A 23736-nucleotide genomic window follows, 5' to 3' on the forward strand; every position below is an offset into this window, starting at 1 on the left:
GATCACTCCGGGACGGCGGCCGGTTCCCCGGGGCGCGGTTCCTCGCCGGCCCGGCGGATGTCGGGCTCGAGGTAGATGACCCGGGCGGAGGGCTCGGCCGCGCGGACGCGTGCCTCGGCCTCGTCGATGGCCCGCGCGATGCTGGCCGCCGTCTCGTCGTGCCGGACGGCGATCTTCGCGGCCACGAGCAGCTCCTCGGGCCCGAGGTGCTGGGTGCGCATGTGGATGACCGACAGGGTGTGGTCACCGCCCTCGAGCGCCTGGACGATCCGCCGCTGCGCATCCGGGGTCGCGGCCTCGCCGAGCAGCAGGCTCTTGGTCTCCACCCCGAGGACCGCGGCCACCGCCACGAGCAGCAGACCGATGAGGATCGTGCCGAGGGCGTCGAAGACCGGCTCGCCGGTCAGCGCGGTGAGCCCGACCCCGAGGAGGGCGAAGACCAGGCCGGTCTCGGCGGCGGTGTCCTCCAGCAGGACGACGGGCAGCTCCGGCGCCCGGGCATGCCGGATGAACTGCCAGAAGCTCTCCCCCGGCCGGCGCACCTCGTTGGTCTCCTTGATGGCGGTGCGCAGCGAGAAGCCCTCGAGCACGATCGCCACCACGAGCACGCCGATCGCCCAGATCGGCGACTCCAGCTCCTCGGGATGCTGCAGCTTGTGCACGCCCTCGTAGATGGCGAACAGGCCACCGACGCTGAACAGCACGATCGCGACGAGGAAGCCGTAGACGTAGCGGTCGCGACCGAAACCGAAGGGGTGCTCGGGGGTGGCCGCCCGCTTCGCGCGCTTGCCGCCGATGATCAGCAGCACCTGGTTGCCGGAGTCGGCGACCGAGTGGATGCCCTCGGCGAGCATGGACGAGGCGCCGGTGACGAAGAAGGCGACGAACTTGGCCGCCGCGATGCCGAGGTTGGCCAGCAGCGCGGCGATGATGGCCGTGCCGCCGCCGTGGTCTCCCCCGTGCCCGCCGCCGTGGGACTGCTCGGCGGCGGTGGCCGGCTGCGCGGAGTCGGTGGTCATCCGTGATGGGCCCTCTCGGAGTCGAGTGCCAGCGCCAGGTACACGGCGCTGAAGTCGGCGACGGCCAGCTGCCGCGCCAGGCGGGGCAGCCGGGGGAACCGCTCCGGCTCGCCGTGCTCGGCCAGGCCGCTGACCGGCACGTTGTGCGCCGCGGCCGTGCGCAGCGTCTCGTTCATGGCCTCGGCGGCCGACCGGGGCTCGCGTTCCCCTCCGCCGTCGAGGCCGCCGGCGTCGGGATCGCGGATGGTCAGCAGCCGCAGCCGGCGGCCGCGGTCGTCCGCGCGGTCGCGGAAGAAGTCGTCCTCGCCGTCCGAGGGGGCCAGCGGCCCGCCCAGCACGGCGTAGGCGGCCACCCGCTGGTCGGGCAGCCGGAAGCTCGGGGCCGGCAGCCCGGCGAGGGTGGCCAGCTGGTCGGCGACCCGCGCGGCCGCCGCGCCGGCGAGCGGCCCCTCGGCCGCGATGACCGGCATCGCGTCGAGCAGTTCGAGGGCGAGGGTCTTGGCGGGGTTGACGAACGACTCCTGCGCCGGGCCGCACTCGGAGGCGATCTCGTCGAGCGCCGCGGCGACCGCCTCGGGGTCGGCCACCGACTCCGCGACCAGCCCGAGGTCGACGGCCAGCCGCAGCAGCGGGGTCAGCATCGACCACAGGGTCGTGTGGCGGACCCGGCTGCGCGGCAGGGCGACGTACGGCGCCCGGGCGGTGGAGCAGGCCGCCTGGAGCGGTGCGTCCTCGGCGCCGATGCCGAGCAGCGAGACACCGCGGCGGGCCGCGTCGTAGGCCGGGGCCACCGCGTACCGGCCGGCCCCGGTGCGGGTGGCCACCACCGCGATGTCCGTGGGCCCGGCCCACACCGGCAGCGCCGGCCCCGGGACGACGTCCACGGTGACCGGGCTGGCGGGGCCGAGCAGCGCCCGCAGCACCGAGGCCGCGACCGCGCCCTCGCGCCGGGCGACGATGATCAGCCCGCGGGGGCGGCCGCCGGAGGTGATCCGCTCCAGGCCGGCCTCCTCGGTCAGCCGGGCGGTCTCGCGCACCTGCGCGCCGGCGCCGGCGACGGCCGGCAGCAGGCCGCGCGGGTCGCGGGCACGCAGCAGCTCGAGGTCGTCGAGGACCTCCTCGGCGAGCTCGGGCGAGGTCATGTCCCCTGGCCTCCACGGTGGCGCGCCTCGTCGAGCAGCAGCACGGGGATCCCGTCCCGCACCGGGAACGCGCGGTCGCAGGTGGTGCAGAGCAGCTCCCCGGCCTCCTCGTCCACCGTCAGCGGGCTGTGGTGGGTGTCGGGGCAGGCGAGGATCTCGAGGAGGACGGGATCCAGGCCCAGAGGACCGCTCATGCGCGCACCAGCTCCAGCACTCGGTCCCGCACCTCGGCCATGCGGGCCGCGTCGGGCGCTTCGACGTTGAGCCGCAGCAGCGGCTCGGTGTTGCTCGCCCTCAGGTTGAACCAGGCGCCGTCCGGCAGCGACACGGTCAGCCCGTCGAGCTCGTCCACGCTGACACCGTCGGTCTCCTCGAACGCCTTGCGGACGGCGGCGGTCCGGTCGGCGGCGTCGGCCACGGTGGAGTTGATCTCGCCCGAGGCGGCGTAGCGCGAGTAGGCCGCGGCCAGCTCCGACAGCGGCCGGCTCTGCTCCCCCAGCGCCGCCAGCACGTGCATGGCGGCCAGCATCCCGGTGTCGGCGCGCCAGAAGTCGCGGAAGTAGTAGTGCGCCGAGTGCTCGCCGCCGAACACGGCGTCGGTGCGGGCCATCTCGGCCTTGATGAAGGAGTGCCCGACCCGCGTGCGCACCGGGTCGCCGCCGTGCTCGCGCACGATCTCCGGCACCGCCCGCGAGGTGATCAGGTTGTGGATGATCGTCGTCCCGCGGCCCTTGGCCAGCTCGCGGACGGCGACCAGCGCGGTGATCGCCGACGGGCTCACCGCCTTCCCCCGCTCGTCGACGACGAACACCCGGTCGGCGTCGCCGTCGAAGGCCAGGCCGAGGTCGGCGCCGTGCTCGCGGACGGCGGCCTGCAGGTCGACCAGGTTGGCCGGGTCGAGCGGGTTCGCCTCGTGGTTGGGGAAGGAGCCGTCGAGCTCGAAGTAGAGCGGGACGACGGTGAGCGGCAGCCCCTCGAGGACGACCGGCACCGTGTGCCCGCCCATGCCGTTGCCGGCGTCGACGACGACCCGCAGCGGCCGGATCGCGGAGAGGTCGACCAGCGAGTGCAGGTACGCCGCGTACTCGTGCAGGACGTCGCGCGCTGTCACCGTGCCGACCCGGCCGGGATCGCGGTCGTAGGTGTCCCGCTCGGCCAGCTCCCGGATCCGCGCCAGCCCGGACTCCTGGCCGATCGGGGCGGCCCCGGCGCGGCACATCTTGATGCCGTTGTACTTCGCCGGGTTGTGGCTGGCGGTGAACATCGCGCCGGGCACGTCGAGCGAGCCGGCCGCGAAGTAGAGCAGGTCGGTCGAGCCGAGCCCGGCCTCGATGACGTCGACGCCGCGGCCCGTGACGCCCTCGGCGAAGGCGCGGGAGAGCGGGGCGGAGGACTCGCGCATGTCGTGCGCGGTGACGACGGCGGTGGCGCCGCTGTCGGCCGTCACGAACTCCGCGAACGCGGCGCCGAGCGCACGGGCGACGTCCTCGTCCCATTCCCCGGGGACGACCCCGCGCACGTCGTAGGCCTTGACGACCGCAGAGAGATCGCGCACGTCCCGAACACTAACGGCGCGCGGTCCGGGCCGCGGCAGCGGCGGGACGGGGGTCCGCCCTCAGCTGAGGTCGGGCAGGACGCGCAGGTGGCCGCGGCGGGTGCCGCTGCCGTCGTCGGCCGGGTTCCGCGGCGGCTCGGGCCGGGCGGCCTCGCGCACGGCGTCGGCGAGGGCGAGCAGGTCGTCGCCGGTCGGGCCGGAGTCCTCGACGTCGATCTCGTGGCGCACGACCTCCCAGCCGCGCGGCACGGTCAGCCGCTCGGCGTGGAACTCGCACAGGTCGTAGCTGTGCGGCTCGGAGAACGTCGCCAACGGCCCTACGACAGCGGTCGACTCCGCGTAGACGTAGGTCAGGGTCGCCGCTGCCGGTTGCGCGCAGCCGCTGCGCGAGCAGCGACGTGACTGCCTCACCACCGGTTCCTCACGCTGGGCACAGTAACGCCGTACCCACGTCGACGGCAGCAGGCACACCGGGAATCCGGGGCCGGTTCCCATCCTGCACGATGACCCCGTGGGTCCCGACAGCGGTCCGGTGCTCGTCCTGGGCGGGCGCAGCGAGATCGGCGTCGCGGTCGCCGAACGGCTCGCCGCGCGCGGGTGCCGGACGTTCGTGCTGGCCGCGCGGCGCGCGGCCGAGCTGGACGAGCAGGAGGCCGCGCTCCGGCGCGCCGGCGCCACCGCGGTGGAGCGGGTCGAGTTCGACGCCGACGACCTGGGCCGGCACGCCGCCGTCCTCGACGAGGTCGTCGCGCGCGTCGGCGTCCCCGCGACCGTCGTCGTCGCCTTCGGCGTGCTGGGCGACCAGGCGGCGGCCGAGCGCGACCCCGCGGCCGCCGTCGCCGTCGTGCACACCGACTACGTGGCGCACGTGCACGTGCTCACGCTGCTGGCCGACCTGCTGCGCCGCGCCGGCCGCGGCACGCTCGTGGTCTTCTCCTCGGTGGCCGGCGTGCGCGTCAGGCGGGCCAACTACGTGTACGGCTCGGCGAAGGCCGGCCTCGACGGCTTCGCCAGCGGGCTGGCCGACGCGCTGGCCGGGTCGGGCGTGTCGCTGCTGCTGGTGCGACCCGGGTTCGTGATCGGGCGGATGACCGAGGGGATGGCGCCGGCGCCGTTCTCCAGCACGCCGGAGCAGGTCGCCGACGCCGTGGTCGGCGGGCTGGCCCGAGGGCGCGGCACCGTGTGGGTGCCGCCGGTGCTGCGGCCGGTCTTCTTCGGGATGCGGCTGCTGCCGCGCGCCGTGTGGCGCCGCCTGCCGCGCTGATCAGGGCCGCCGTCCCCCGGTCGCCGTAGGCTCGCACCCGACATGACGCGACCGCCCAGCCGACCGACCCGTTCGCGCCGCGACCGCCACGGCCGCGGGCTGCGGGGCCGGCTCGTGCCCGACGAGGTGCCGCTGGCGCGCAGCCGCGCCGAGCAGTTCGACGACCTGGTGCTCGACGCCGTCGAGGACCTCGAGCGCCGCTGGGAGCGCGAGCTGGCCGGGGTGGAGTTCGCCGTCGAGGACGTCCCCTGGGTCGAGCACACCAGCCCCGACGAGGTGGTGCTCGACGCCGACGTCCTGGACGACGGCAGCGTGCCGCTGGCGCGGGTGCTCCCGGCGCACCGCGAGAACGGCCGCGAGGTGCCGCCGCGGATCATCGTCTACCGCCGGCCGCTGGAGATCCGGGCGCACGACCGCGACGACCTCGCCGACCTCGTCCGCGACGTCGTCGTCGACCAGGTCGCCGTCCTGCTCGGCCGCGATCCCGAGGAGATCGACCCCACCGGCTAAGCGCCGAGGTCCTTGGCGATGCGGCGGGCCTCGGCCAGGCGGGCGCGGGCGAACGCCACGTCCAGTCCGTCGCCGCGGTCGGGCCGGGTCAGGCGCGCGACCAGCTGCTCGAGCGCGACCGCGTGCCAGAGCAGCCCGACGTCGGGCTGCTCCCAGCCGGCGGTCCGGTCCAGGACGACGTCGGCGATCAGCTCGCGGTCCTCGTCGTCGGCGGTCGTGGCCCACAGCGTGAGCAGGTCACGGTGCCGCGGGCCCGGGCTCACGGCCGTCCACTCCAGCACGACCAGCCGACCCTGCTCCTCGTCGAGGACGGCGTTGGCGGCGCGGAAGTCGCCGTGGGTGACCTCGGAGAGCGGCAGCTGGCGGGTCGCGGCCCGGATCGCCCGCAGCTCGGCCAGCCGCACCCCGCCGCGGACCAGCCGGCCGGCGTCCTCGACAGAAGCGCGCGCCCGGCCCAGCGCGGGACCGCGCGGCGGCTGCCACGGCTCCCCGGGCGGCGCGGGCAGGGGCGCGATGCGCACGGCCGACTCGACGGCGGCCTGCGCCCACCTCGGCCCGCCGGCCGGCACGCCGTGCACCCGGCCGGACACCATCCAGCGCCCGTCGTCGTTGGCCGCGAGGACCTCGGGGACGGCGACCGCCCGCTCCTCGGCCCACCGGCGGCCGCGCAGCTCGGCGCGCAGCCGCAGCCGGCCGTTCTCGGTGACCGCGAGGTCGACGACGCGGTCGGCCAGCACACCCTGGACGACGCCGAGCGCCGCGGCGAGGTCGACCACCGACAGCAGCTGCTCCTCGATGCCCAGCTCGGCGAGCAGGGCCTCGACCCGCGCGCGGGCGCCCTCGTCGGCCGGTCGCCGCGCGTCGCTCATCGCCGCGCATCCAAGCACGGGGGGACCACGCGGTGCGGGGAGCCGGCTACGCCGCGCCGTCATCGGCCGGCCGGCGTGCTGCGATGCTGGGCGCGATGGACGTCCAGACGGCGGCACCCGGGCCGGCCCTCGCGCTCGGGATCGCCGTCGCGGTCGGCGTCCTGGCGCTGGCGCTGCTCGCCGCGCTGATCCTGACCCGCCGGCCGGCCGGTTCCCGCCCGGGTGGGCCCGAGCCGGCGCCGCCCGGCGTCTACCCGCACGACGACCTGCCGGCCTTCCGCGAGCGCCCGCCCGGCTCCCCCGGTGCCGGCACCGCGCGGTCCTCCCCGCCGGTTCGCACCGGCGCGCCGACGGCGGCCCCCGGCCGGGTGCTCGTGGCCGTGGCCGTGGCCGCGCTCGCGCTCATCGCCGTCGCCGCGGTGGCCGCCGCCGTCGGCGAGCGCCGGCAGCCGCCGGAGCCGGCCCGCCCGACCGGGACGGCGACGCCGTCCGCCACCGCGCTGCCGGTCCCCGCGGCGCCGTCCTCCGGGCAGACGGGCGCCGGGACGCTCGCCGACCGCGCCGTGCCCCTCGGGCCGGACGGCGTCGCGGCCCGGCTGGCCTTCGGCGGGGTGGTCCTCGAGCCGCGCGCCGTCGGGGTCACCGTCACCTATCCGACCGTGCAGGTGACCGTCGCCGACGAGGCGACGGCGCTGGCGCACGTGCGGCTGCCGACGTGGAACTGCATGGCCGACCGCCCGCCGCCGGACCCGGCCGCCGCGGGTTGCCGACGCTCGCTGACCGAGTACGCCGACCTCCCGGCGCCCGCGCTGGCGGTGACCCGGTCCGGCGGCGGCCTGCGGCTGTCGGGGCGCTTCCCGACCTACACCCGCCCGAACGGCACCGGACCGGTCTACACCGGGCGGCTGTACGCGCTGACGGTGACGGTGCGGCCGGACCGGCAGCTCACCGACGGCTGGACGGCGGCCTCGGGCGAGTTCGTCCTCGGCGAGGGCCGGGCGGAGTCGGTCGACGACCGCGAGGTCAGCGCGATGCGCGCCGGAGCCTGAGCCGGGGGCCGCCTGTCGCGCTCAGCGAGACCAGCGGCGCGCCCATCTCGCGGCGCAGCCCACCGTCGTCGGCGAACCCCCACCAGGGCCAGCGGTCGGCGCCGTCGACGAGCGTGAGCAGCGCCGCCCGCTCCCCCACCACCGCGAGCTCCAACTGGCCGATCGCGGCGTGCACCCGGGCGGCGGTCCGCAGGAAGGTCCGCGCCCGGCGGTGCGGCTCGCGGGCGAACAATGCCGGCAGGGCCCGGTCGAGCGCCCGGGGATCGGTCGTGCGGGCTCCCGGCCCGAGCTCGTCGACCAGCCGTTCGGTGCGCCCGCTGCCGAAGGACGCGCTCGGCAGCCGGGCGGCGAGGGCTGCCGTGGTCGGGCAGCCGAGCGGCAGTCCGGCCAGCCGCAGCGTCCACGGCCGGCGCAGCGAGCCCAGCAGCTCGAGGATGCCGGCCGCGAGCAGATCGGCGGCCGTGGCGTCGGCGGCGAGCAGGCGGCCCGGCGGCCGGCCGGTGGGGGCGGGGCCGGCCGGAGAGCTGCCGAGCAGCGTCGCCTCCACGGCCACTCCGCGGGGGCGCAGGTCCAGCAGCGCCAGGCCGGCCGGACGGCCCTGCGGGTGCGGCTCCACGACGACGGCGACCGGCCGGGAGGCGGCGGACGCCGTCAGGACGGCGGTCAGCCAGGGGCCACGCGCCGGAACGGGCGCGCGCAGCCGGGCCATGAGCGGCGCGGCGGCGCGGATCTCCCGCACCACCCGGGCGCGGCCGACGGCGACCCGGGTGAGCACCCCCTCATACGACCACAGCCGCCGACGGGAACCGTCGGCGGCTGTGTGGCCCCCTGCAGGGGCCCGCCGCGCGCATGCGAGCGGTGGGGCAGGGGTCCCTTCTCAGACGGCACGGCGGCGCAGGCGGCGCCGCTCGCGCTCGGACAGACCGCCCCAGATGCCGAAGCGCTCGTCGTTGGCCAGCGCGTACTCCAGGCACTCGGCCTTGACCTCGCAGCCGGTGCAGATCTTCTTCGCCTCGCGGGTGGAGCCGCCCTTCTCGGGGAAGAACGCCTCCGGGTCCGTCTCCGCGCACAGCGCCCGCTCCTGCCACGACTGCGCGTCGGCCTCGAGGCCGATGCCCAGCAGGCCCGCGATGCCCTGGCCGCCCAGCGGCCCGGCGACGCCGTGGTCGGAGCCCAGGCCGAACCGGTCAGCGGACCGCTCGGACGCGCCCATGTAATCGCTCAACCACGACACCTCCGCCATGACGATGCGTCCCCTCTCGCTCTCGTCCCGGTGCGCGTTCTCCGAGACGTTCCCGGGCCGCTCTGCACTGGATGACACCGCGGGAATTACACGCGTGTCGCTCCGAGGGCGTCAACTTCGCGCGTTGTAAGCGGATCGCCACAGAAACCCCAGGTGTCACGGTCGTTCGTCAATTTCTCGCCGGCCCACCCGACACGCCGGTCAAACAGTCGACAACTGCCATGCGGCACGATGCGTTTCGTGGAGATCGTCGTGCTCGCCGGAGGCGTGGGGGGAGCCCGGTTTCTCCGGGGACTGCGATCGACGGCCCCGGAGAGCCACGTCACAGCGATCGTCAACACCGGCGACGACGTGACGATGCACGGTCTGCGGATCTGCCCGGACCTCGACACCGTGGTCTACACCCTCGGCGGCGGCATCGACGAGGAGCGCGGCTGGGGCCGGGTCGGCGAGAGCTGGACGGTCAAGGACGAGCTGGCCGCGTACGGCGCCGAGCCGACCTGGTTCGGCCTCGGCGACCGCGACCTGGCCACCCACCTGATCCGCACCCGCCTGCTCGACGCCGGCTATCCGCTCTCCCAGGTGACCGCGGCGATCGCCGACCGCTGGCAGCCCGGGGTCACCGTGCTGCCGATGAGCGACCAGCGGGTGGAGACCCACGTCGTCGTCGCCGACCCCGAGGACGGCGACCAGCCGAGCACGCGGCAGCGGGCGATCCACTTCCAGGAGTGGTGGGTCCGCTACCGGGCGGCGCTGGAGCCGTCGGCCTTCGTCCAGGTGGGCGTCGACTCGGCGCGCCCGGCCCCGGGCGTGGCCGAGGCGCTCGCCGCCGCCGACGCGGTGCTGCTGGCGCCGTCCAACCCGGTCGTCTCGATCGGCACGATCCTCGGCGTCCCCGGCCTGCGCGAGGCGCTGCTGGCCACCCGGGGGCGGGTCGTCGGGGTCTCCCCCATCGTCGGCGGGGCCGTCGTCCGGGGTATGGCCGACCGCTGCCTGCCGGTGCTCGGCATCGAGGTCAGCGCCGAGGGCGTGGGCCGGCACTACGGCGCCCGCGGCGACGGGGGGCTGCTCGACGCCTGGCTGGTCGCGCCGGAGGACGAGGCCGACGTCCCCGGGGTCGACGTCCGCCAGGTGCCGCTGCTCATGTCCGACCCCGAGACGACCGCCACCCTCGCCCGCGCCGCCCTGGACGCCGCCGGTGCCTGAGCACGGTTACTCGGTGCACCCGGTGCCGGGGCTGCCCGAGTTCGGCCCCGGCGACGACCTGGCGGCGGCGATCGCCGGCGCCGCGCCCTGGCTGGCCGACGGGGACGTCGTCGTCGTCACGTCGAAGGTCGTGTCCAAGGTCGAGGGCCGGCTGGTCTCCGTGCCGCCCGGGGAGGACCGCGAGGCGGCGCGCCAGCGGGCCATCGACGAGGAGGCGGTGCGGGTCGTCGCCCGGCGCGGGCCGCTGAAGATCGTGCAGACCCGGCAGGGCTGGGTGGTCGCGGCCGCCGGCATCGACGCCTCCAACGTGGCCGGGGACTCCCTGGTCCTCCTGCCCGAGGACGCCGACGCCTCCGCCCGGGCGCTGCGCGGACGGCTGCGCGAGCTGCTCGGGGTGGACGTCGCGGTCGTGGTGAGCGACACCTTCGGGCGCACCTGGCGCGAGGGCCTCACCGACGTGGCGGTCGGCGCGGCCGGGATCATCGCGCTCGAGGACCACCGCGGCGCGGTCGACCGGCACGGCAACACGCTGGAGACCACCCAGGTCGCCGTCGTCGACGAGCTGGCCGCCGCCGCGGACCTCGTCAAGGGCAAGCTCGCCGGGGTGCCGGTGGCCGTCGTCCGCGGGCTGGCCGTCGCCCGCCCGGACGGCGAGGACGCCGGCACCCGTCCGCTGGTGCGCCTCGGCGCGGGCGACCTGTTCCCCTACGGCAGCCGCGACCTGGTGGCCGCCCGCAGGCCCAGCGAGGACCTCGTCCCCCGGGACGGTGAGCTGGCGGCCGTGGCCGAGGCGTTCCGCATCGCCAGCGAGGCGCTGCCGGAGTTCCCGGTGGTGCTGCGCTTCGGCGGCGAGGAGGACGGCGTCGTCGACGTCCACCTGCCCGAGCGCGCCACGCTGACCGCCGAGCTCAACCTGGGCGCGCTGCTCGGCGCGGCGATCATCCAGCTGCACGCCGAGGGGTGGGCGACCCGCTGGGAGCCGGTGGGCACGCCGGGCGGCAGCTCACTCGTCGGGAGGTTGTGGCTGGGGACGCCGCGGCCCTGAGCTGCCCGGATCGCCTACCGTTGCCGATCATGCGCGGGATCATCCTGGCCGGCGGCACGGGCAGCCGCCTGTTCCCCATCACGCAGGCGGTCAGCAAGCAGCTGATGCCGGTCTACGACAAGCCGATGATCTACTACCCGCTCTCCACGCTGATGATGGCCGGCGTCCGCGAGGTGCTGGTCATCACCACTCCGGGCGACAGCGACGCGTTCCGCGCCCTGCTCGGCGACGGCAGCCGGCTGGGCATGCGCATCGAGTACGCGGTCCAGCCGCGGCCCGAGGGGCTGGCGCAGGCCTTCCTCATCGGCGCGGACTTCCTCGGCGGCGAGGCCGCGGCGCTGGTCCTCGGCGACAACATCTTCTACGGCGCGGGCCTGGGCACCGCCCTGGGCCGGCTGCCCGAGCCCGACGGCGGTCACGTCTTCGCCTACCACGTGGCCAACCCGCAGGACTACGGCGTCGTGGAGTTCGACGACGCCGGCCGGGTGCTCTCGATCGAGGAGAAGCCGCCCCGGCCGAAGAGCTCCTACGCCGTCCCGGGGCTGTACTTCTACGACCGCGAGGTCGTCGAGATCGCCCGCGGCATCACTCCGAGCGCGCGCGGGGAGCTCGAGATCACCGCGATCAACGAGCACTACCTGAAGCAGGGCCGGCTCACCGTCACCGTCCTCGACCGCGGGACGGCGTGGCTGGACACCGGCACGTTCGCCTCGCTGCGCCAGGCCACCGAGTTCGTCTCCGTGGTCGAGGAGCGCCAGGGCCTCAAGATCGGCTGCATCGAGGAGGTCGCCTGGCGGCAGGGCTGGCTGTCCGACGTCGCCCTGCGGGAGATCGCCGAGCCCCTGGCCAAGAGCGGTTACGGCGCCTACCTTCTGGGCCTGCTCGAGGGGCACTGATCCCCTGCCGCACCTGCTCGTCCGTGAAGGAATGAGTCGGATGTGACGACGGAGGCGATGGCGCGTTGCGAAACGGTCTTTCGGCTTCACCCTCGCCGGTGACCCCCTAGACTCGTCCGAAGACACTGCGTAGCCGGTCGATTGCCATGAGCAAGGGCTACCCGTTCACCAGGAGCGACACCGATCGCGCGGCCGTGGGTGAACCGCACCAGTGCCTTTTCCCCACGAGGACGGACGAGACCGTGACGCAGACAGCCGAGGCGCCGATCGCCCCCGAGCTCCCCGACGTGGCACCGGAGGAGGTCGCGCCGGCAGGTCCCTCGGACCGCTTCGCCCTCCTGGAGCGGCTGCTGACGGCGGGCGTCGTCGCCGTCGTGCTCGTCCTCGGCTGGCGGCACCGCTGGACCACCGACGACGCCTTCATCAACTTCCGCGTCGTCGACAACCTCCTCGCCGGCAACGGGCCGGTGTTCTCCGCGCCCGAGCGGGTGGAGGTGGCGACCAGCCCCCTGTGGCTGTTCATCCTCGCCGGGGCCGACGCGGTCGTGCCGGGATCGGCGGCCGCGTGGGCCTCGGTCGTCCTGGGGCTGTTCCTGACGGCGGCGGGCGTCCTGTTCGCGATGCTCGGGGCCCGGCGGCTGTTCGCCGCCACGCCCAAGCGGCTGATGGTGCCCTTCGGCGCGGCGATCTTCGCGGCGCTCCCGCCCACCTGGGACTTCACCACCTCCGGGCTGGAGACCGGCCTCGCCTTCGGCTGGATCGGCCTGTCCTTCTGGGGCCTCGTGCGGTGGACGCAGGCCGAGCGGCCCGCCGCCGGCCGGCCGGTGTGGCTGTACGTGCTCATCGGGCTGGGCCCGCTGGTCCGCCCGGACTTCGCGATCATCGCGGGCCTGCTCCTCCTGTGGCTGACCGTCGTGGGCGCCGGCCGCTGGTGGCAGCGGGGGCTGGGGCTGGTCGCGGCCGGCGTCCTCCCGGTCGGGTACCAGATCTTCCGGATGGGCTACTACGGCCTGCTCGTGCCCAACACCGCGGTCGCCAAGGAGTCCAGCCGCTCGCTGTGGGGGCGCGGGCTCACCTATCTCGCCGACCTGGTCGCCCCGCACATGCTGTGGGTGCCGGCCCTGCTGGCCGTCGTCCTCCTCGCCCTCGTGCTGCCGAAGGTCGGCTGGCGGCGGCGGGAGTGGTCGCTGGCCGCCGTCGTCCTGCTCGCCGCCGCGGTTCACGGCCTCTACGTCGTCCGCGTCGGCGGGGACTTCATGCACGCCCGCCTGCTCATGCCGAGCCTCTTCCTGGCGCTGTGCCCGATCGCGTCCCTCCCGCTCTCCCGGGCCCGTGCCTGGGTCGGCGCCGTCCTGCTGACCGCAACCGCGGTGTGGGCGGCGGCCTCCGTCGCGGTCCTGCGGGTCGACTACGCCGGCCACATCGGCCCGAGCGGCTTCGCCGACGAGCGGGGCGTCTACGTCCGCAAGGCCGGCGTCCCCAACCCGGTGACGATGGCCGACCACGGCCAGGGCGGCCTGTCCGCCTACGGTGCCCGGCTGGCCGAGCTGGACCGCGAGGGGGCCGACATCATCGCCGTCGGGCCGACCGGCCCGGACGCCGAGGCCGACGTGCTCGCCCCGTCGTCCGGCGGCGTCGTCTTCTCCGTCGGCAGCGCCGGGTTCCGCGGGGTGGCCGCCGGGACCGACGTCTTCGTGCTCGACTACCTGGGCCTGACCGATCCGGTCGCCAGCCACCTGGAGGCCCAGGCGCCCGGCCGCCCCGGCCACGAGAAGCGCTTCCCGGCCTGGTACCTGCTGGCCCGTTACGGCGCCCCCGAACTGGCCGAGCGGACCGGCGGGGACCTGCCGGCGCCGGAGATGATCGCCGACGCCCGGGCCGCGCTGTCCTGCGGCGCGGCCGCGGAGCTCCTGGCCGCCACCAACGAGCCGCTGACCTGGGACCGGTTCTGGGACAACCTGACCGGCTCGGTCGAGCGGACCTCGATGCGCATCCCGCTGGACCCGGCCGCGGCCGGGCAGCAGTTCTGCTGACGCCCGGCGAGAGGGGCGGCTGTGACGTCCGGGGCGCCTGCTGCCGGCCGTCGGCACGGCAGTGCCCCTGGGCGTCGACCAGCCCGTACGCTGGACGGCGGACGATGCCGGTGGGCTCCTGCCAGCCCGTGTGTTCCGCCGTCCGGTGGGCCTCCCCCGCGCGACCGCCCACCACCGAGCAATGACCGTGCCCCCACGAGGACGGACGAAGCCTTGTCGAGCATCACCCTGGACAGCCCCACCGTCACTCCCGGCGAACGGGTGGACGACGAAACCCGCGCCCACCGGCCCGGCCGGATGAGCCTGCCGGAGCGGGTGCTGTTCGGTGCGGTGGTGGCCGGTGTGCTGGTGGCGGGCTGGCTGCGGCGGTGGACGTCGGACGACGCATTCATCAACTTCCGCGTCGTGGAGAACATCCTGGCCGGCAACGGCCCGGTGTTCTCCGCCCCGGAGCGGGCCGAGGTGGCCACCAGCCCGGCCTGGCTGGCGGTGCTGACGGTGGCCGAGTGGATCGTGCCCGGCGACACCGTCGCCTGGGCCTCGGTCGTGCTGGGGCTGCTGGGCACGGCGACCGGCGTGCTGTTCGCGATGCTCGGCGCCCGGCGGCTGTTCGCCGGCACCCCCGCGCGGCTGATGATCCCGTTCGGGACGGCGATCTTCCTGGCGCTGCCGCCCACCTGGGACTTCACCACCTCCGGCCTCGAGACCGGCATGTCCTTCGCCTGGATCGGGATCTCCTTCTGGGGGCTGGTCCGCTGGCTGCAGACCGAGCCCGTCCGCGCCGGCCGCCCGGTGTGGCTGTTCGTGCTGGTCGGCTTCGGCCCGCTGGTCCGCCCGGACTTCGCGATCATCGCCGGCCTGCTGCTGGTCTGGATGACCGTCGTCGCCCGCGGGGCCTGGTGGAAGCGGCTGCTCGGGCTGGTCGCCGCCGGCGTGCTGCCCGTCGCCTACCAGATCTTCCGGATGGGCTACTACGGCCTGCTGGTGCCCAACACCGGGGTGGCCAAGGAGTCCAGCCGCCCGCTGTGGGGCCGGGGCGCGGTCTACCTCGCCGACCTCGTCGCGCCGCACCTGCTCTACGTCCCGGCGCTGCTCGCGGTGGCCGTGCTCGCCCTGCTGCTGCCCTCGCTGACCTGGCGCACGCGGGACTGGTCCCTCGTCGCCGTGGTGTTCCTGGCCGCCGCAGCGCACGCGCTCTACGTGGTGCGCGTCGGCGGGGACTTCATGCACGCCCGCCTGCTGATGCCCAGCCTGTTCCTCGCGCTGTGCCCGATCGCGGCCGTGCCGCTCACCCGGGCGCGGGTGTGGATCAGCGCCGTCCTGCTCACCGCCACCGCGGTGTGGGCGGCGGCCTCGGTCGCCGTCCTGCGGGTCGACTACGCGGGCCAGGTCGGCCCCAGCGGCATCGCCGACGAGCGCGGCTTCTACGTCGGCCGCGCCGGGATCCCCAACCCGGTGACCCTGGCCGACCACGGGCGGACCGGCATCAGCGCGTACACCGACCGGGTCAACCAGCTCCAGCACGACGGGCAGGACGTCATCGCCACCCAGGTGGGGTCGGTCACCCCGGACACCCCGGTGGCCGTCGTCGCGCCCTCGGACGGCGGCACCGTCTTCTACGTGTACAACGCCGGCTTCTACGGGGTGGCCGCGGGACTGGACGTCTTCACCCTGGACAAGCTGGGCCTCAGCGACCCGGTCAACAGCCACATGGAGCCCGGCCCCCCGGGGCGGCCCGGCCACGAGAAGGCCTTCCCCGAGTGGTACATGCTGGCCCGCTACGGCTCCCCGGAGCTGGCCGAGCGCCAGGTCGACGGGCTGCCGGCGACCGACATGATCGCGGCCGCGCGGCACGCGCTGTCCTGCGGGGACGCCGCCGAGCTCATCGCCGCCACCAACGACCCCATGACCTGGGACCGCTTCTGGGACAACCTCACCGGCTCGGTCGAGCGGACCAGCCTGCGCATCCCGGTCGACCCGTTCGCCGCGGAGCAGAAGTTCTGCTGACCGGGCAGTGATGACCACGTACCGATCACCGCGCCGGCGGCCACGCCGGGGACACACTGTCCCCCAGGCGCCCGCCGCCTCCGACACCCTCCTGGACCCCATGTGAAGACGACGGACAAGCCGCAGGCCGAGACGGACGTGCCCCCGGCCGGGCACGCGCCGGCGCACGGGAACAAGCGGCCGGCGGCCGACGAGACCGCCCCGGCGTCGGCCGGGCCGGTCCGCTCCGGCCCGCTGGAGCGGGTGCTGTTCGGTGCGGTGCTGGCCGGTGTGCTGGTGGCGGGCTGGCTGCTGCGGTGGACGTCGGACGACGCGTTCATCAACTTCCGGGTCGTCGAGAACATCCTCGCGGGCAACGGCCCGGTCTTCTCCGCGCCCGAGCGGGCCGAGGTGGCCACCAGCCCGGCCTGGCTGGCCGTCCTCACCGTCGCCGAGTGGATCGTGCCCGGAGACAACGCCGCCTGGGCCTCGGTCGTCCTCGGGCTGGTCGGCTCCGTGACCGGCGTGCTGTTCGCGATGCTCGGCGCCCGGCGGCTGTTCGCCGGCACCCCGGCCCGGCTGATGATCCCGTTCGGGACGGTGATCTTCCTGGCGCTGCCGCCCACCTGGGACTTCCTCACCTCCGGCCTGGAGACCGGCCTGTCGTTCGCCTGGATCGGTATCTCGTTCTGGGGGCTGGTCCGCTGGCTGCAGGCCGAGCCGACCCGTGCCGGCCGCCCGGTCTGGCTGTTCGTCCTCGTGGGCCTGGGTCCGCTGGTGCGCCCTGACTTCGTCGTCATCGCAGGTCTGCTCCTGGTCTGGATGACCGTGATCGCCACGGGCACGTGGTGGCGGCGCCTGCTGGGCCTGGTCGCGGCCGGTGTCGTCCCGGTGGCCTACCAGGTCTTCCGGATGGGCTACTACGGCCTGCTGGTCCCCAACACCGGGGTGGCCAAGGAGTCCAGCCGCCCGCTGTGGGGCCGGGGCGCGGTCTACCTCGCCGACCTCGTCGCGCCGCATCTGCTCTGGATCCCGGCCATCCTCGCGGTCGCGACGCTCGCGCTGCTGCTGCCCTCGGTCCCGTGGCGCAAGCGGGAGTGGTCCTTCGTCGGCGTCGTCGTCCTCGCCGCGGCGGTCCACGCCCTGTACGTCGTCCGCGTCGGCGGCGACTTCATGCACGCCCGCCTGCTGATGCCCAGCCTCTTCCTCGCGCTGTGCCCGGTCGCCGTCGTCCCGCTCGCCCGCGTCCGCGTCTGGATCAGCGCGGTCGTCATCACCGCCACGGCCGCCTGGGCGGTCGTGTCCGCCGCCGCGCTGCGCACCGACTACGAGGGCTCGGTCGGCCCCAGCGGCATCGCCGACGAGCGCGGCTTCTACGCGAACCTCGCCGGCGTGACCAACCCGGTCACCCTGGAGGACCACGGCGGCGCCGGCGTCAGCAACTACACCGCCCAGGTGAACCAGCTCAAGGAGGACGGCGAGGACGTCATCGCCGTCCAGGTCGTGCCGGTCACCCCGGACACGCCGGTCTCGGTCATCGGGCCGTCCGACGGCGGCACGGTCTTCTCCGTCGGCAACGCCGGGTTCTACGGGGTCGCGGCCGACCTGGACGTGTTCGTGCTCGACGGCCTGGGTCTCACCGACCCGATCAACAGCCACATCGAGGCCGGCCCGCCCGGGCGGCCCGGGCACGAGAAGATCTTCCCGGCCTGGTACATGCTCGCCCGCTACGGCTCTCCCGAGATGGCCGAGCGGCAGTTCGACGACCTGCCCGCGCCGGACATGATCGCGGCCGCGCGGCACGCGCTGTCCTGCGGCGAGGCCGCGGAGCTGATCGCGGCGACCAACGACCCCATGACCTGGGACCGGTTCTGGGACAACCTCGTCGGCTCGCCGGAGCGGACCAGCCTGCGGATCCCGATCGACCCGTTCGCCGCGGAGCAGAAGTTCTGCTGAGCTCTCAGCGGCGCCGGTAGTCGGTCGGTGCCACTCGCGGGCCCCGCCGGGGGGGCATGCGGCCGCCGATCTCGAGCAGCCGCACCACCCGCTGGCGGTGCCCGCGCCAGGGCTCGAGCAGCTCCATCATCCCGTCGTCGTCGGTCTTGCGGCCGGCCAGCGACCAGCCGACCAGGTTCTTCAGGTGGAAGTCGCCGTAGCTGACGGTGTCGGGGTCGCCGAGGGTGCGCTGCACCACCTCGGCCGCCGTCCAGACGCCGATGCCGGGCACCGTCCGGAGCTTCTTCTGCAGGGTCGGGGAGTCGGCGTCGCCGGGCTCGAGGCGGGAGGCGACCGACGCCACCGCCCGCAGGGCGCGCCGCCGGGCGCCGTCCAGGCCGCACCGGTGCCACTGCCAGTCGGTGACGGCCAGCACCCGCTCCGGCGTCGGGACCACCCGCATGCCCGCCGGCGCCGGGCCCGGCGCCGGCTCGCCGGCCAGCCGCAGCAGCTCCCGGTAGACCCGGTGCGCCTCGAGGGTGGTCACCTTCTGCTCGAGGACGGCGGGCACGACCGCGTCCCAGGTGCGGCCGGTACAGCCCAGTCGCAGCCACGGGGAGCGCCGGTGCACCTCCCGCAGCAGGGGGTGCCCCGCCGGGTCGAAGTCCTCGGGGCGGTCCTCGGCGCCCAGCCAGCCGGGGACGCGACTGCCGGCCCACACCGCGCCGGGCCCCCACGCCCGCACCCGGACCTCGGGCCCGTCCGGGCCGGCGACCGTGCGCACGTGCACGGTCGCCGGACCGTCGGGGGTGGACGTCGTCCGCCAGGTGCCGTCCTCGGCCGTGCCGGAAGAGACGTGACGCAGCGTCGGGTCGCCGGTCCCGCGCAGGTCGCGGAAGAGGGCGCGGCGCGCGTCCAGCGGCCAGTCCGGCCGCCAGACCGATTCGTACGGAGGGGTGCTCAGGGAAGACTCCGTAGGGAGGGTGCGAACGGTTACTTGGGCGCCATGCGCAGGGCGCCGTCCATCCGGATGACCTCGCCGTTGAGGTAGCCGTGCTCGACGATGTCGAGAGCCAGCTCGGCGAAGTCCCCCGGCTGGCCCAGCCGCTTGGGGAACGGGATGCCGGCCGAGAGGGCCTGGCGGGCCTCCTCGGGCAGCGAGCCCAGCAGCGGGGTGTCGACCAGCCCGGGCGCGATGGTGCAGACGCGGACTCCGACGGTAGCCAGGTCGCGGGCCGCGGGCAGTGTCATGCCCACCACACCGCCCTTGGACGCCGAGTAGGCCAGCTGGCCGATCTGGCCGTCGAAGGCCGCGATCGAGGCCGTGTTGACGACGACGCCGCGCTCGCCGTCCTCCAGGGGCTCGGTCTGCGACATCGCCGAGGCGGCCAGCCGCAGCACGTTGAAGGTGCCGACCGTGTTGACCGTCAGGACCTTCACGAAGGCGTCGAAGTCGTGCGGCTCGCCGCCCCGGCCCACGGTCCGCTGGGCCCAGCCGATGCCGGCGCAGCTGACCGCGATCCGCAGCGGCCGGTCCTTGCCCGTCGCGTCCTCGACCGCCGCCTGCACCGAGGCGGGGTCGGTCACGTCCGTGCGGACGAAGGTGGTGTGCCCGCCCAGCTCGTCGGCGAGCGCCTTCCCCCGCTCCTCCTGCAGATCGAGGATGGTCACGGCCGCCCCCCGGCGGGCCAGTTCACGGACGGTGGCCTCGCCGAGCCCGGAGGCTCCACCCGAGACGACCGCGGCGACGTCGTAGGTCTTCATGCCCGGCAGGCTAGCCACCCCGTTCAGCTGAACCGGAGGCCGTGTCTCTCCTCCACCGCGGCCAGCAGTTCCTTGACCCGCTCGGCCTCGCCGACCGGGCAGACCATGGTCACGTCGGCGGTGTGGACGACGACGCTGTCCCGCACGCCGACCAGCGCGACCAGGTGCTCGGGGTCGGCGCTGAAGACGATGTTGCCGGCCGCGTCGAGGGTCACGGCCAGACCGCGGACGGCGTTGCCGTCGACCTGGTCCAGCGTGTGCGCCAGCGCCGGCCACGATCCGACGTCGAGCCAGTCGACGTCGAGGTCGGCGACCAGCACCCGGCCCGGCTGGGCGGCGGCGGGCTCGAGGACGGCGTAGTCGACGCTGATCTTCGGCAGCGTCGGGAACACCTCGGCGAGGACGGCGTCGCGCGCGGGCCCGGGCGCCTCGGCCACCACCCGGTCCAGACCCTTGGCCGTCTCGGGCAGGTGGTCGGCGAGCGCGTCGAGCACGGTGGCGGCGCGCCAGACGAACATGCCCGAGTTCCACAGGTACTCGCCGGAGGCCAGGTACTGCTGCGCCGTCGCGAGGTCCGGCTTCTCGCGGAACGACGCGGCCTCCGCCACCCCGGCCACCTCGGTGGCCGGGCCGCGCTGGACGTAGCCGAACCCGGTCGCCGGCGCGGTGGGCCGGATGCCGAGGGTGACCAGCGCGTCCGGCCGGACGGCCAGGGCGTCGTAGGCGGTGCGCAGCGCGGCGGCGAACCGCTCGACGGGGCGGATCACGTGGTCGGCGCTCACGACGGCCAGCTCGGCGTCGGGGTCGGTGTCGGCGACCAGCGCGGCGGTCAGCCCGACGGCGTTGGCGGTGTCGCGCGCCACCGGCTCCTGCACCAGGCGGTCGGCGCCGAGCTCCGGCAGCGCGGCGCGGATCTGAGCGCCGTAGCGGGCGGCGGTGCAGACCCAGATGTTCTCCGTCGGCAGCACCGCCTGCAGCCGGGCGAAGGCCTCGGCCAGCAGGCTGTGCGCTCCCCCGCCGGGCTCGGCCACGACGTCGAGCAGCTGCTTGGGCCGCCCGGCGCGGGACAGCGGCCACAGCCGCGTCCCGGACCCGCCGGCCATGATCACCGCGTGCCGCATGTCAGCCCTTCGTCCGCATCCGGCGCCGGCCGCCGAGCCGGGCGGCGGTGAGCTCGGTGGCCCGGCGCTGGAACCGCGCGCCGGCGGCCACCCGGCCGCTGACGTAGGAGACCAGCATCCGGGCGCCCAGCCCGGCGCGCAGCGCCGCCCGCAGCGGCGCGTGCCGCCGGCCCGGGTACTGGCGCGACAGGTAGCGCAGGGCGCTGGTGTGGTGCACCCGCTGCATCCGGTGCGGCTCCCGGCGGGTGGAGTGCCCGCCCTCGTGCACGACCAGCGCCGAGGGCGCGTAGACGTGCAGGTAGCCGGCGCGGCCCAGCCGCTCGGCGAGGTCGACGTCCTCGAAGTACATGAAGTAGCCGGGGTCGAAGCCGCCGACCGACCAGAACGCGGCGAGGTCGACCAGGAAGCACGAGCCCGACAGCCAGCCGGCCGGGCGCTCGCGCGGCGCCTCCCGCTCACGCCGGTAGCGGGCCGTCCAGGGGTTGGCCGGCCAGGCCCAGCCGAGCAGGGCGTGCCCGGCGCCGGTGGACAGCCGCGGCAGATCGCGCGCCGAGGGGTAGAGCTCGCCCTCCGGGGTGCGGATGGCCGGGCCGACCGTCGCAGCGCGCGGCCAGCGGGCGGCGACGGCGAGCAGTTCGTCGACCGCGCCGGGCTCGAACTGCACGTCGGGGTTGGCCACGAGGGCGTAGCCGTCGGTGAGCCCGGCCAGCCCGGCGTTCACCGCCGCGCCGTAGCCGATGTTGCCGCCGGTGCGCAGCAGCCGGACGTGCGGGTGCGCCGCCGCGGCCCGCTCGGGGGTGCCGTCGGTCGAGCCGTTGTCGGCGAGGACGACCTCGACCGGCCGGGTGGTCGCGGAGGCCAGCGACCCGACGAACCCCTCGAGGGCCGGCCCGGGCGAGTAGGTGACGGCCACGACACGCAACGGCCTGCGGGGGGAAGGATCGGGCACACGTCGACTCTAGGAGGATGCGGAGCGTCGCCCCCGCGCGCCGGCCGGGCAGCCGGTCGTGCGACGTACAGTCGCGAGGCCACCCTGACGAGGTCGTGCGCTGGTCGGGCGCACGAGGCGAGACGGGAATCGGTGACCACAGGGCGGGATGCACCAGGCGACATGGGCACACAGACCATCCAGGGCGCCGTGCGGTCGCCGAGCACCTCCTCGGTCGACCCGCACCACGGGCCGCCCGCTTCCTCCCGTCGTGGTCGCCTGGTCCCGCTGCTGCCGTGGGTGGCCGTGCCGGCCGCGGTGCTCCTCGCCTACGCCGTCCTGCCCCCGGTCACGCAGCTGCGGTCCCAGTACCAGGCGTCGGCCGTCGTGCTCGTGACCGCCCCGGTCCTCGCCTGGCTGCTCACCCGCCGGGGACGGCTGGCCCAGCACTCCGCCGCCGCCCTGGCCGCCGCCGTCCTGCCCGGCCTGACGTTGATCGCGCTGCAGGGCACCGACTGGTACTTCGCCGGCCCCTCCGGCGACAACTCCTTCCGCATGGAGTACGCCGCCCGGTTCGCCGACGACCTGGGCAGCCTCTCCGACTACACCTACCGGGACGTGCCGGCCTTCTACGCCCCCGGCTGGTTCTGGCTCGTCGGCCTGATCGCGCGGCTGACCGACGTCCCGGCCTGGCAGGCCTACAAGTGGGTGGCCGTCGCGTCCCTGTACGCCGGCGGGGCGCTCGCCTTCTGGCTGTGGCGGCGGTCCGTAGGCCTCCGGACGTCGGCGGTGCTGCTCGCCGTCACCGTGATCGGGCTGCCGTCGGCCTCGGCGGCGTGGCTGGGCACCGAGACGCTCATGGCCGGGGCGTACGAGCCCTACGCGCTGCCGGTCATCCTCTCGCTCCCCCCGCTGCTGACCTGGTTCGCCCGGAGCGGCGGTGGCTTCTCCTGGCGCCGCGGGCTGCTGCTGGGGGCGGCGCTGGCCGCCGCCGCGTGGGCGTACCTGCTCTACGCGGCCGTCGCCGCCGTCGCCGTCCTGGTCCTCGTCGTCCGGCGCGGGACCGGCCGGGGCCGGTGGCTCGAGGTGCTCCTGGCCGCGGGCACGTCGGTCGTGCTGGTGTTGCCCTGGCTCGGGCCGTTCCTCCTCCGGTACGTCGAGGAGGGCGCCCCTCCGGCGTCCGCGACCTCCTACGTGAACGAGGGCTCCTACGTCCACCTGGTGGAGCCGTTCGCCAGCCCCTGGTTCGTCCTGGCGGCGGTGGGCGCCGTCGCGCTGCTGGGCCTGCACGGCGAGCGGTTCGCGCGGCTCCGCGGCTGTCAGGCGCTGCTGGTCACCGTCCTGCTCTTCGGCGTCCTCCAGCTGGTCGCCGGCCAGGCTGGGTCCGGGGTGCTCTTCCACCGGCTCCTGCTCATCCTCGGGGTCACGCTGCTCGCCGGCGGCACGCTGACCGTGGTCGAGCACGGCTCCCGGCTCCTGGCGTGGGCGTCCGCCCGCTCGCCGTCGGTCCCGTGGCGGCGGCTGGCCGCCGCCACGCTGGCGGTCCTGCTCTTCGTGGGCCTCTCCGGGCACGCGCGGGAGTGGATGGACATGGACGGCGTCCTGCGGCAGCGGGCCCACGACATCCCCTATCCCGACGGCACCGTGCCGGTGCTGGCCTCGCCGGAGGCGCGCCAGGACGCCGCGGCCCAGCCGACCGTGGACCAGCTGGCCGCCGCGGCCGCCCGCGTGGCCCGGTCCGCCGGCCGGCCGGACACAGGGGTCGTGCTGACCGACGACGTCCCGCTGCTCGCGACCACCCCGATGTACGGCTACCTGCAGTGGTGGGAGCTGTACAGCAATCCGCTGGGCGAGTACCGGGCCCGGCAGGAGTTCCTGCAGGACCTGGCCGCCTCGGAACCCGATCGGGTCGCGGCGATGCTGCGCGCCGAGCCGGACGCGCCCACGGTGTTCGTCCTGCGCACCGACGGCGACGCCGTGACGTTCGGCTCGACCACCTGGGATCCGGCTGGCCCCCGGTCGCACCGCTGGTCGGTGCGGCTGCCGATCTCGGCGCTGTCCTCCCCGGACTTCGTCACTACCCGCGTCGGGGACTGGCTGGTGGCGGCGTTGCGCACCGGCTGACCCGCCGCACCGCTGCCTGCGTGCCTCCTGGGACGCGTGCGGCGGAG

22 protein-coding genes are annotated in these 23736 nt (G+C 75.4%); 10 read left to right on the plus strand and 12 right to left on the minus strand.

The features are described from left to right. Positions 1-2: 2 nt before the first annotated feature. The 5 genes from AB3388_RS22960 to AB3388_RS22980 are packed head-to-tail and all read right to left on the minus strand — an operon-like array spanning position 3 to position 4127. Positions 3-1019, minus strand: a complete 1017-nt coding sequence (locus tag AB3388_RS22960; protein ID WP_495407628.1) for a cation diffusion facilitator family transporter — start codon at positions 1017-1019, stop codon at positions 3-5. Beyond that, positions 1016-2161, minus strand: coding sequence for an SIS domain-containing protein (locus AB3388_RS22965; protein ID WP_495407629.1), 1146 nt, complete (start codon positions 2159-2161; stop codon positions 1016-1018). Before AB3388_RS22965 ends, AB3388_RS22960 begins: the two co-directional genes overlap by 4 nt. Next, on the minus strand, positions 2158-2355 hold the full coding sequence (locus AB3388_RS22970; RefSeq protein ID WP_448627030.1) for a Trm112 family protein: 198 nt from the start codon (positions 2353-2355) through the stop codon (positions 2158-2160). Before AB3388_RS22970 ends, AB3388_RS22965 begins: the two co-directional genes overlap by 4 nt. Further along, positions 2352-3716 (minus strand): phosphomannomutase/phosphoglucomutase, encoded by a 1365-nt coding sequence (locus AB3388_RS22975; protein WP_495407630.1) that lies wholly within the window; start codon positions 3714-3716, stop codon positions 2352-2354. The genes AB3388_RS22970 and AB3388_RS22975 overlap by 4 nt, the downstream gene beginning before the upstream one ends. A gap of 60 nt (positions 3717-3776) precedes the next feature. Further along, positions 3777-4127 (minus strand): DUF3499 domain-containing protein, encoded by a 351-nt coding sequence (locus AB3388_RS22980; protein ID WP_448627028.1) that lies wholly within the window; start codon positions 4125-4127, stop codon positions 3777-3779. A 100-nt stretch (positions 4128-4227) separates the two neighbouring features. Between AB3388_RS22980 and dprE2 the strand changes: the two genes are divergently transcribed. Together dprE2 and AB3388_RS22990 are read left to right on the plus strand one after the other, a co-directional pair. After that, a complete protein-coding gene (gene dprE2 / locus AB3388_RS22985; RefSeq protein WP_495407631.1) occupies positions 4228-4980 on the plus strand; it encodes a decaprenylphospho-beta-D-erythro-pentofuranosid-2-ulose 2-reductase in 753 nt (250 codons plus the stop codon). Between the two features lie 42 nt (positions 4981-5022). Further along, complete coding sequence (locus tag AB3388_RS22990) at positions 5023-5490, plus strand: metallopeptidase family protein (protein WP_448627026.1); 468 nt, start codon at positions 5023-5025, stop codon at positions 5488-5490. On the opposite strand, the gene AB3388_RS22995 is transcribed toward AB3388_RS22990, so the two are convergent. Beyond that, positions 5487-6359 (minus strand): phosphotransferase, encoded by an 873-nt coding sequence (locus tag AB3388_RS22995; RefSeq protein WP_495407632.1) that lies wholly within the window; start codon positions 6357-6359, stop codon positions 5487-5489. The two genes, AB3388_RS22990 and AB3388_RS22995, sit on opposite strands and share 4 nt — an antisense overlap. Positions 6360-6454: 95 nt before the next feature. Between AB3388_RS22995 and AB3388_RS23000 the strand changes: the two genes are divergently transcribed. Beyond that, positions 6455-7408: a hypothetical protein gene (locus tag AB3388_RS23000; RefSeq protein ID WP_495407633.1), complete on the plus strand. Its 954-nt coding sequence runs from the start codon at positions 6455-6457 to the stop codon at positions 7406-7408. Here AB3388_RS23000 and AB3388_RS23005 read toward each other — a convergent pair. Continuing rightward, positions 7383-8183 carry a hypothetical protein gene (locus AB3388_RS23005; RefSeq protein ID WP_495407634.1) on the minus strand — a complete coding sequence of 267 codons (801 nt, stop codon included), beginning with the start codon at positions 8181-8183 and terminating at the stop codon, positions 7383-7385. The two genes, AB3388_RS23000 and AB3388_RS23005, sit on opposite strands and share 26 nt — an antisense overlap. A 102-nt stretch (positions 8184-8285) precedes the next feature. Then, positions 8286-8633 (minus strand): WhiB family transcriptional regulator, encoded by a 348-nt coding sequence (locus tag AB3388_RS23010; protein ID WP_495407635.1) that lies wholly within the window; start codon positions 8631-8633, stop codon positions 8286-8288. Positions 8634-8891: 258 nt separating this feature from the next. Between AB3388_RS23010 and cofD the strand changes: the two genes are divergently transcribed. From cofD to AB3388_RS23040, 6 genes are all read left to right on the plus strand, one after another. Next, the gene (gene cofD / locus AB3388_RS23015) at positions 8892-9857 is read left to right on the plus strand and encodes a 2-phospho-L-lactate transferase (RefSeq protein WP_495407636.1); all 966 of its coding nucleotides are present in this window, start codon (positions 8892-8894) and stop codon (positions 9855-9857) included. Next, on the plus strand, positions 9850-10902 hold the full coding sequence (locus AB3388_RS23020) for a coenzyme F420-0:L-glutamate ligase (RefSeq protein ID WP_495407637.1): 1053 nt from the start codon (positions 9850-9852) through the stop codon (positions 10900-10902). Before cofD ends, AB3388_RS23020 begins: the two co-directional genes overlap by 8 nt. A 29-nt stretch (positions 10903-10931) precedes the next feature. Next, positions 10932-11798 carry a glucose-1-phosphate thymidylyltransferase RfbA gene (gene rfbA, locus AB3388_RS23025; RefSeq protein WP_495407638.1) on the plus strand — a complete coding sequence of 289 codons (867 nt, stop codon included), beginning with the start codon at positions 10932-10934 and terminating at the stop codon, positions 11796-11798. Between the two features lie 242 nt (positions 11799-12040). Next, complete coding sequence (locus AB3388_RS23030) at positions 12041-13831, plus strand: arabinofuranosyltransferase AftB family protein (protein WP_495407639.1); 1791 nt, start codon at positions 12041-12043, stop codon at positions 13829-13831. Positions 13832-14044: 213 nt separating this feature from the next. Continuing rightward, positions 14045-15838: an arabinofuranosyltransferase AftB family protein gene (locus AB3388_RS23035; protein ID WP_495407640.1), complete on the plus strand. Its 1794-nt coding sequence runs from the start codon at positions 14045-14047 to the stop codon at positions 15836-15838. A 102-nt stretch (positions 15839-15940) separates the two neighbouring features. Further along, positions 15941-17773 (plus strand): arabinofuranosyltransferase AftB family protein, encoded by a 1833-nt coding sequence (locus AB3388_RS23040; protein WP_495407641.1) that lies wholly within the window; start codon positions 15941-15943, stop codon positions 17771-17773. 4 nt (positions 17774-17777) lie between these two features. Here AB3388_RS23040 and AB3388_RS23045 read toward each other — a convergent pair whose 3' ends face one another. The 4 genes from AB3388_RS23045 to AB3388_RS23060 all read right to left on the minus strand — a co-directional run bounded on the left by AB3388_RS23045 (position 17778) and on the right by AB3388_RS23060 (position 21586). Next, positions 17778-18542, minus strand: a complete 765-nt coding sequence (locus tag AB3388_RS23045; protein ID WP_495407642.1) for a DNA-3-methyladenine glycosylase family protein — start codon at positions 18540-18542, stop codon at positions 17778-17780. Positions 18543-18745: 203 nt separating this feature from the next. Next, positions 18746-19516 carry an SDR family NAD(P)-dependent oxidoreductase gene (locus AB3388_RS23050; RefSeq protein ID WP_495407643.1) on the minus strand — a complete coding sequence of 257 codons (771 nt, stop codon included), beginning with the start codon at positions 19514-19516 and terminating at the stop codon, positions 18746-18748. A gap of 23 nt (positions 19517-19539) precedes the next feature. Beyond that, positions 19540-20637: a mannose-1-phosphate guanylyltransferase gene (locus AB3388_RS23055; protein WP_495407644.1), complete on the minus strand. Its 1098-nt coding sequence runs from the start codon at positions 20635-20637 to the stop codon at positions 19540-19542. Position 20638: 1 nt separating this feature from the next. Further along, positions 20639-21586, minus strand: coding sequence for a glycosyltransferase family 2 protein (locus tag AB3388_RS23060; RefSeq protein ID WP_495407645.1), 948 nt, complete (start codon positions 21584-21586; stop codon positions 20639-20641). Positions 21587-21748: 162 nt separating this feature from the next. Between AB3388_RS23060 and AB3388_RS23065 the strand changes: the two genes are divergently transcribed. Beyond that, positions 21749-23689: an arabinofuranosyltransferase gene (locus AB3388_RS23065; RefSeq protein ID WP_495407646.1), complete on the plus strand. Its 1941-nt coding sequence runs from the start codon at positions 21749-21751 to the stop codon at positions 23687-23689. The last annotated feature ends 47 nt before the right edge of the window (positions 23690-23736 follow it).

The sequence above is a fragment of the Geodermatophilus sp. SMS 5-13 genome (assembly GCF_059428245.1).

Excerpts from the sequence above, each read along its gene's own strand:
- AB3388_RS22995 (WP_495407632.1), bottom strand. The coding sequence starts at position 6,359 with ATGAGCGACGCGCGGCGACCGGCCGACGAGGGCGCCCGCGCGCGGGTC.
- AB3388_RS22970 (WP_448627030.1), bottom strand. The coding sequence starts at position 2,355 with ATGAGCGGTCCTCTGGGCCTGGATCCCGTCCTCCTCGAGATCCTCGCC.
- rfbA (WP_495407638.1), top strand. The coding sequence starts at position 10,932 with ATGCGCGGGATCATCCTGGCCGGCGGCACGGGCAGCCGCCTGTTCCCC.
- AB3388_RS22990 (WP_448627026.1), top strand. The coding sequence starts at position 5,023 with ATGACGCGACCGCCCAGCCGACCGACCCGTTCGCGCCGCGACCGCCAC.
- AB3388_RS23065 (WP_495407646.1), top strand. The coding sequence starts at position 21,749 with ATGGGCACACAGACCATCCAGGGCGCCGTGCGGTCGCCGAGCACCTCC.
- AB3388_RS22965 (WP_495407629.1), bottom strand. The coding sequence starts at position 2,161 with ATGACCTCGCCCGAGCTCGCCGAGGAGGTCCTCGACGACCTCGAGCTG.
- AB3388_RS23050 (WP_495407643.1), bottom strand. The coding sequence starts at position 19,516 with ATGAAGACCTACGACGTCGCCGCGGTCGTCTCGGGTGGAGCCTCCGGG.
- AB3388_RS23000 (WP_495407633.1), top strand. The coding sequence starts at position 6,455 with ATGGACGTCCAGACGGCGGCACCCGGGCCGGCCCTCGCGCTCGGGATC.
- AB3388_RS23055 (WP_495407644.1), bottom strand. The coding sequence starts at position 20,637 with ATGCGGCACGCGGTGATCATGGCCGGCGGGTCCGGGACGCGGCTGTGG.
- AB3388_RS22960 (WP_495407628.1), bottom strand. The coding sequence starts at position 1,019 with ATGACCACCGACTCCGCGCAGCCGGCCACCGCCGCCGAGCAGTCCCAC.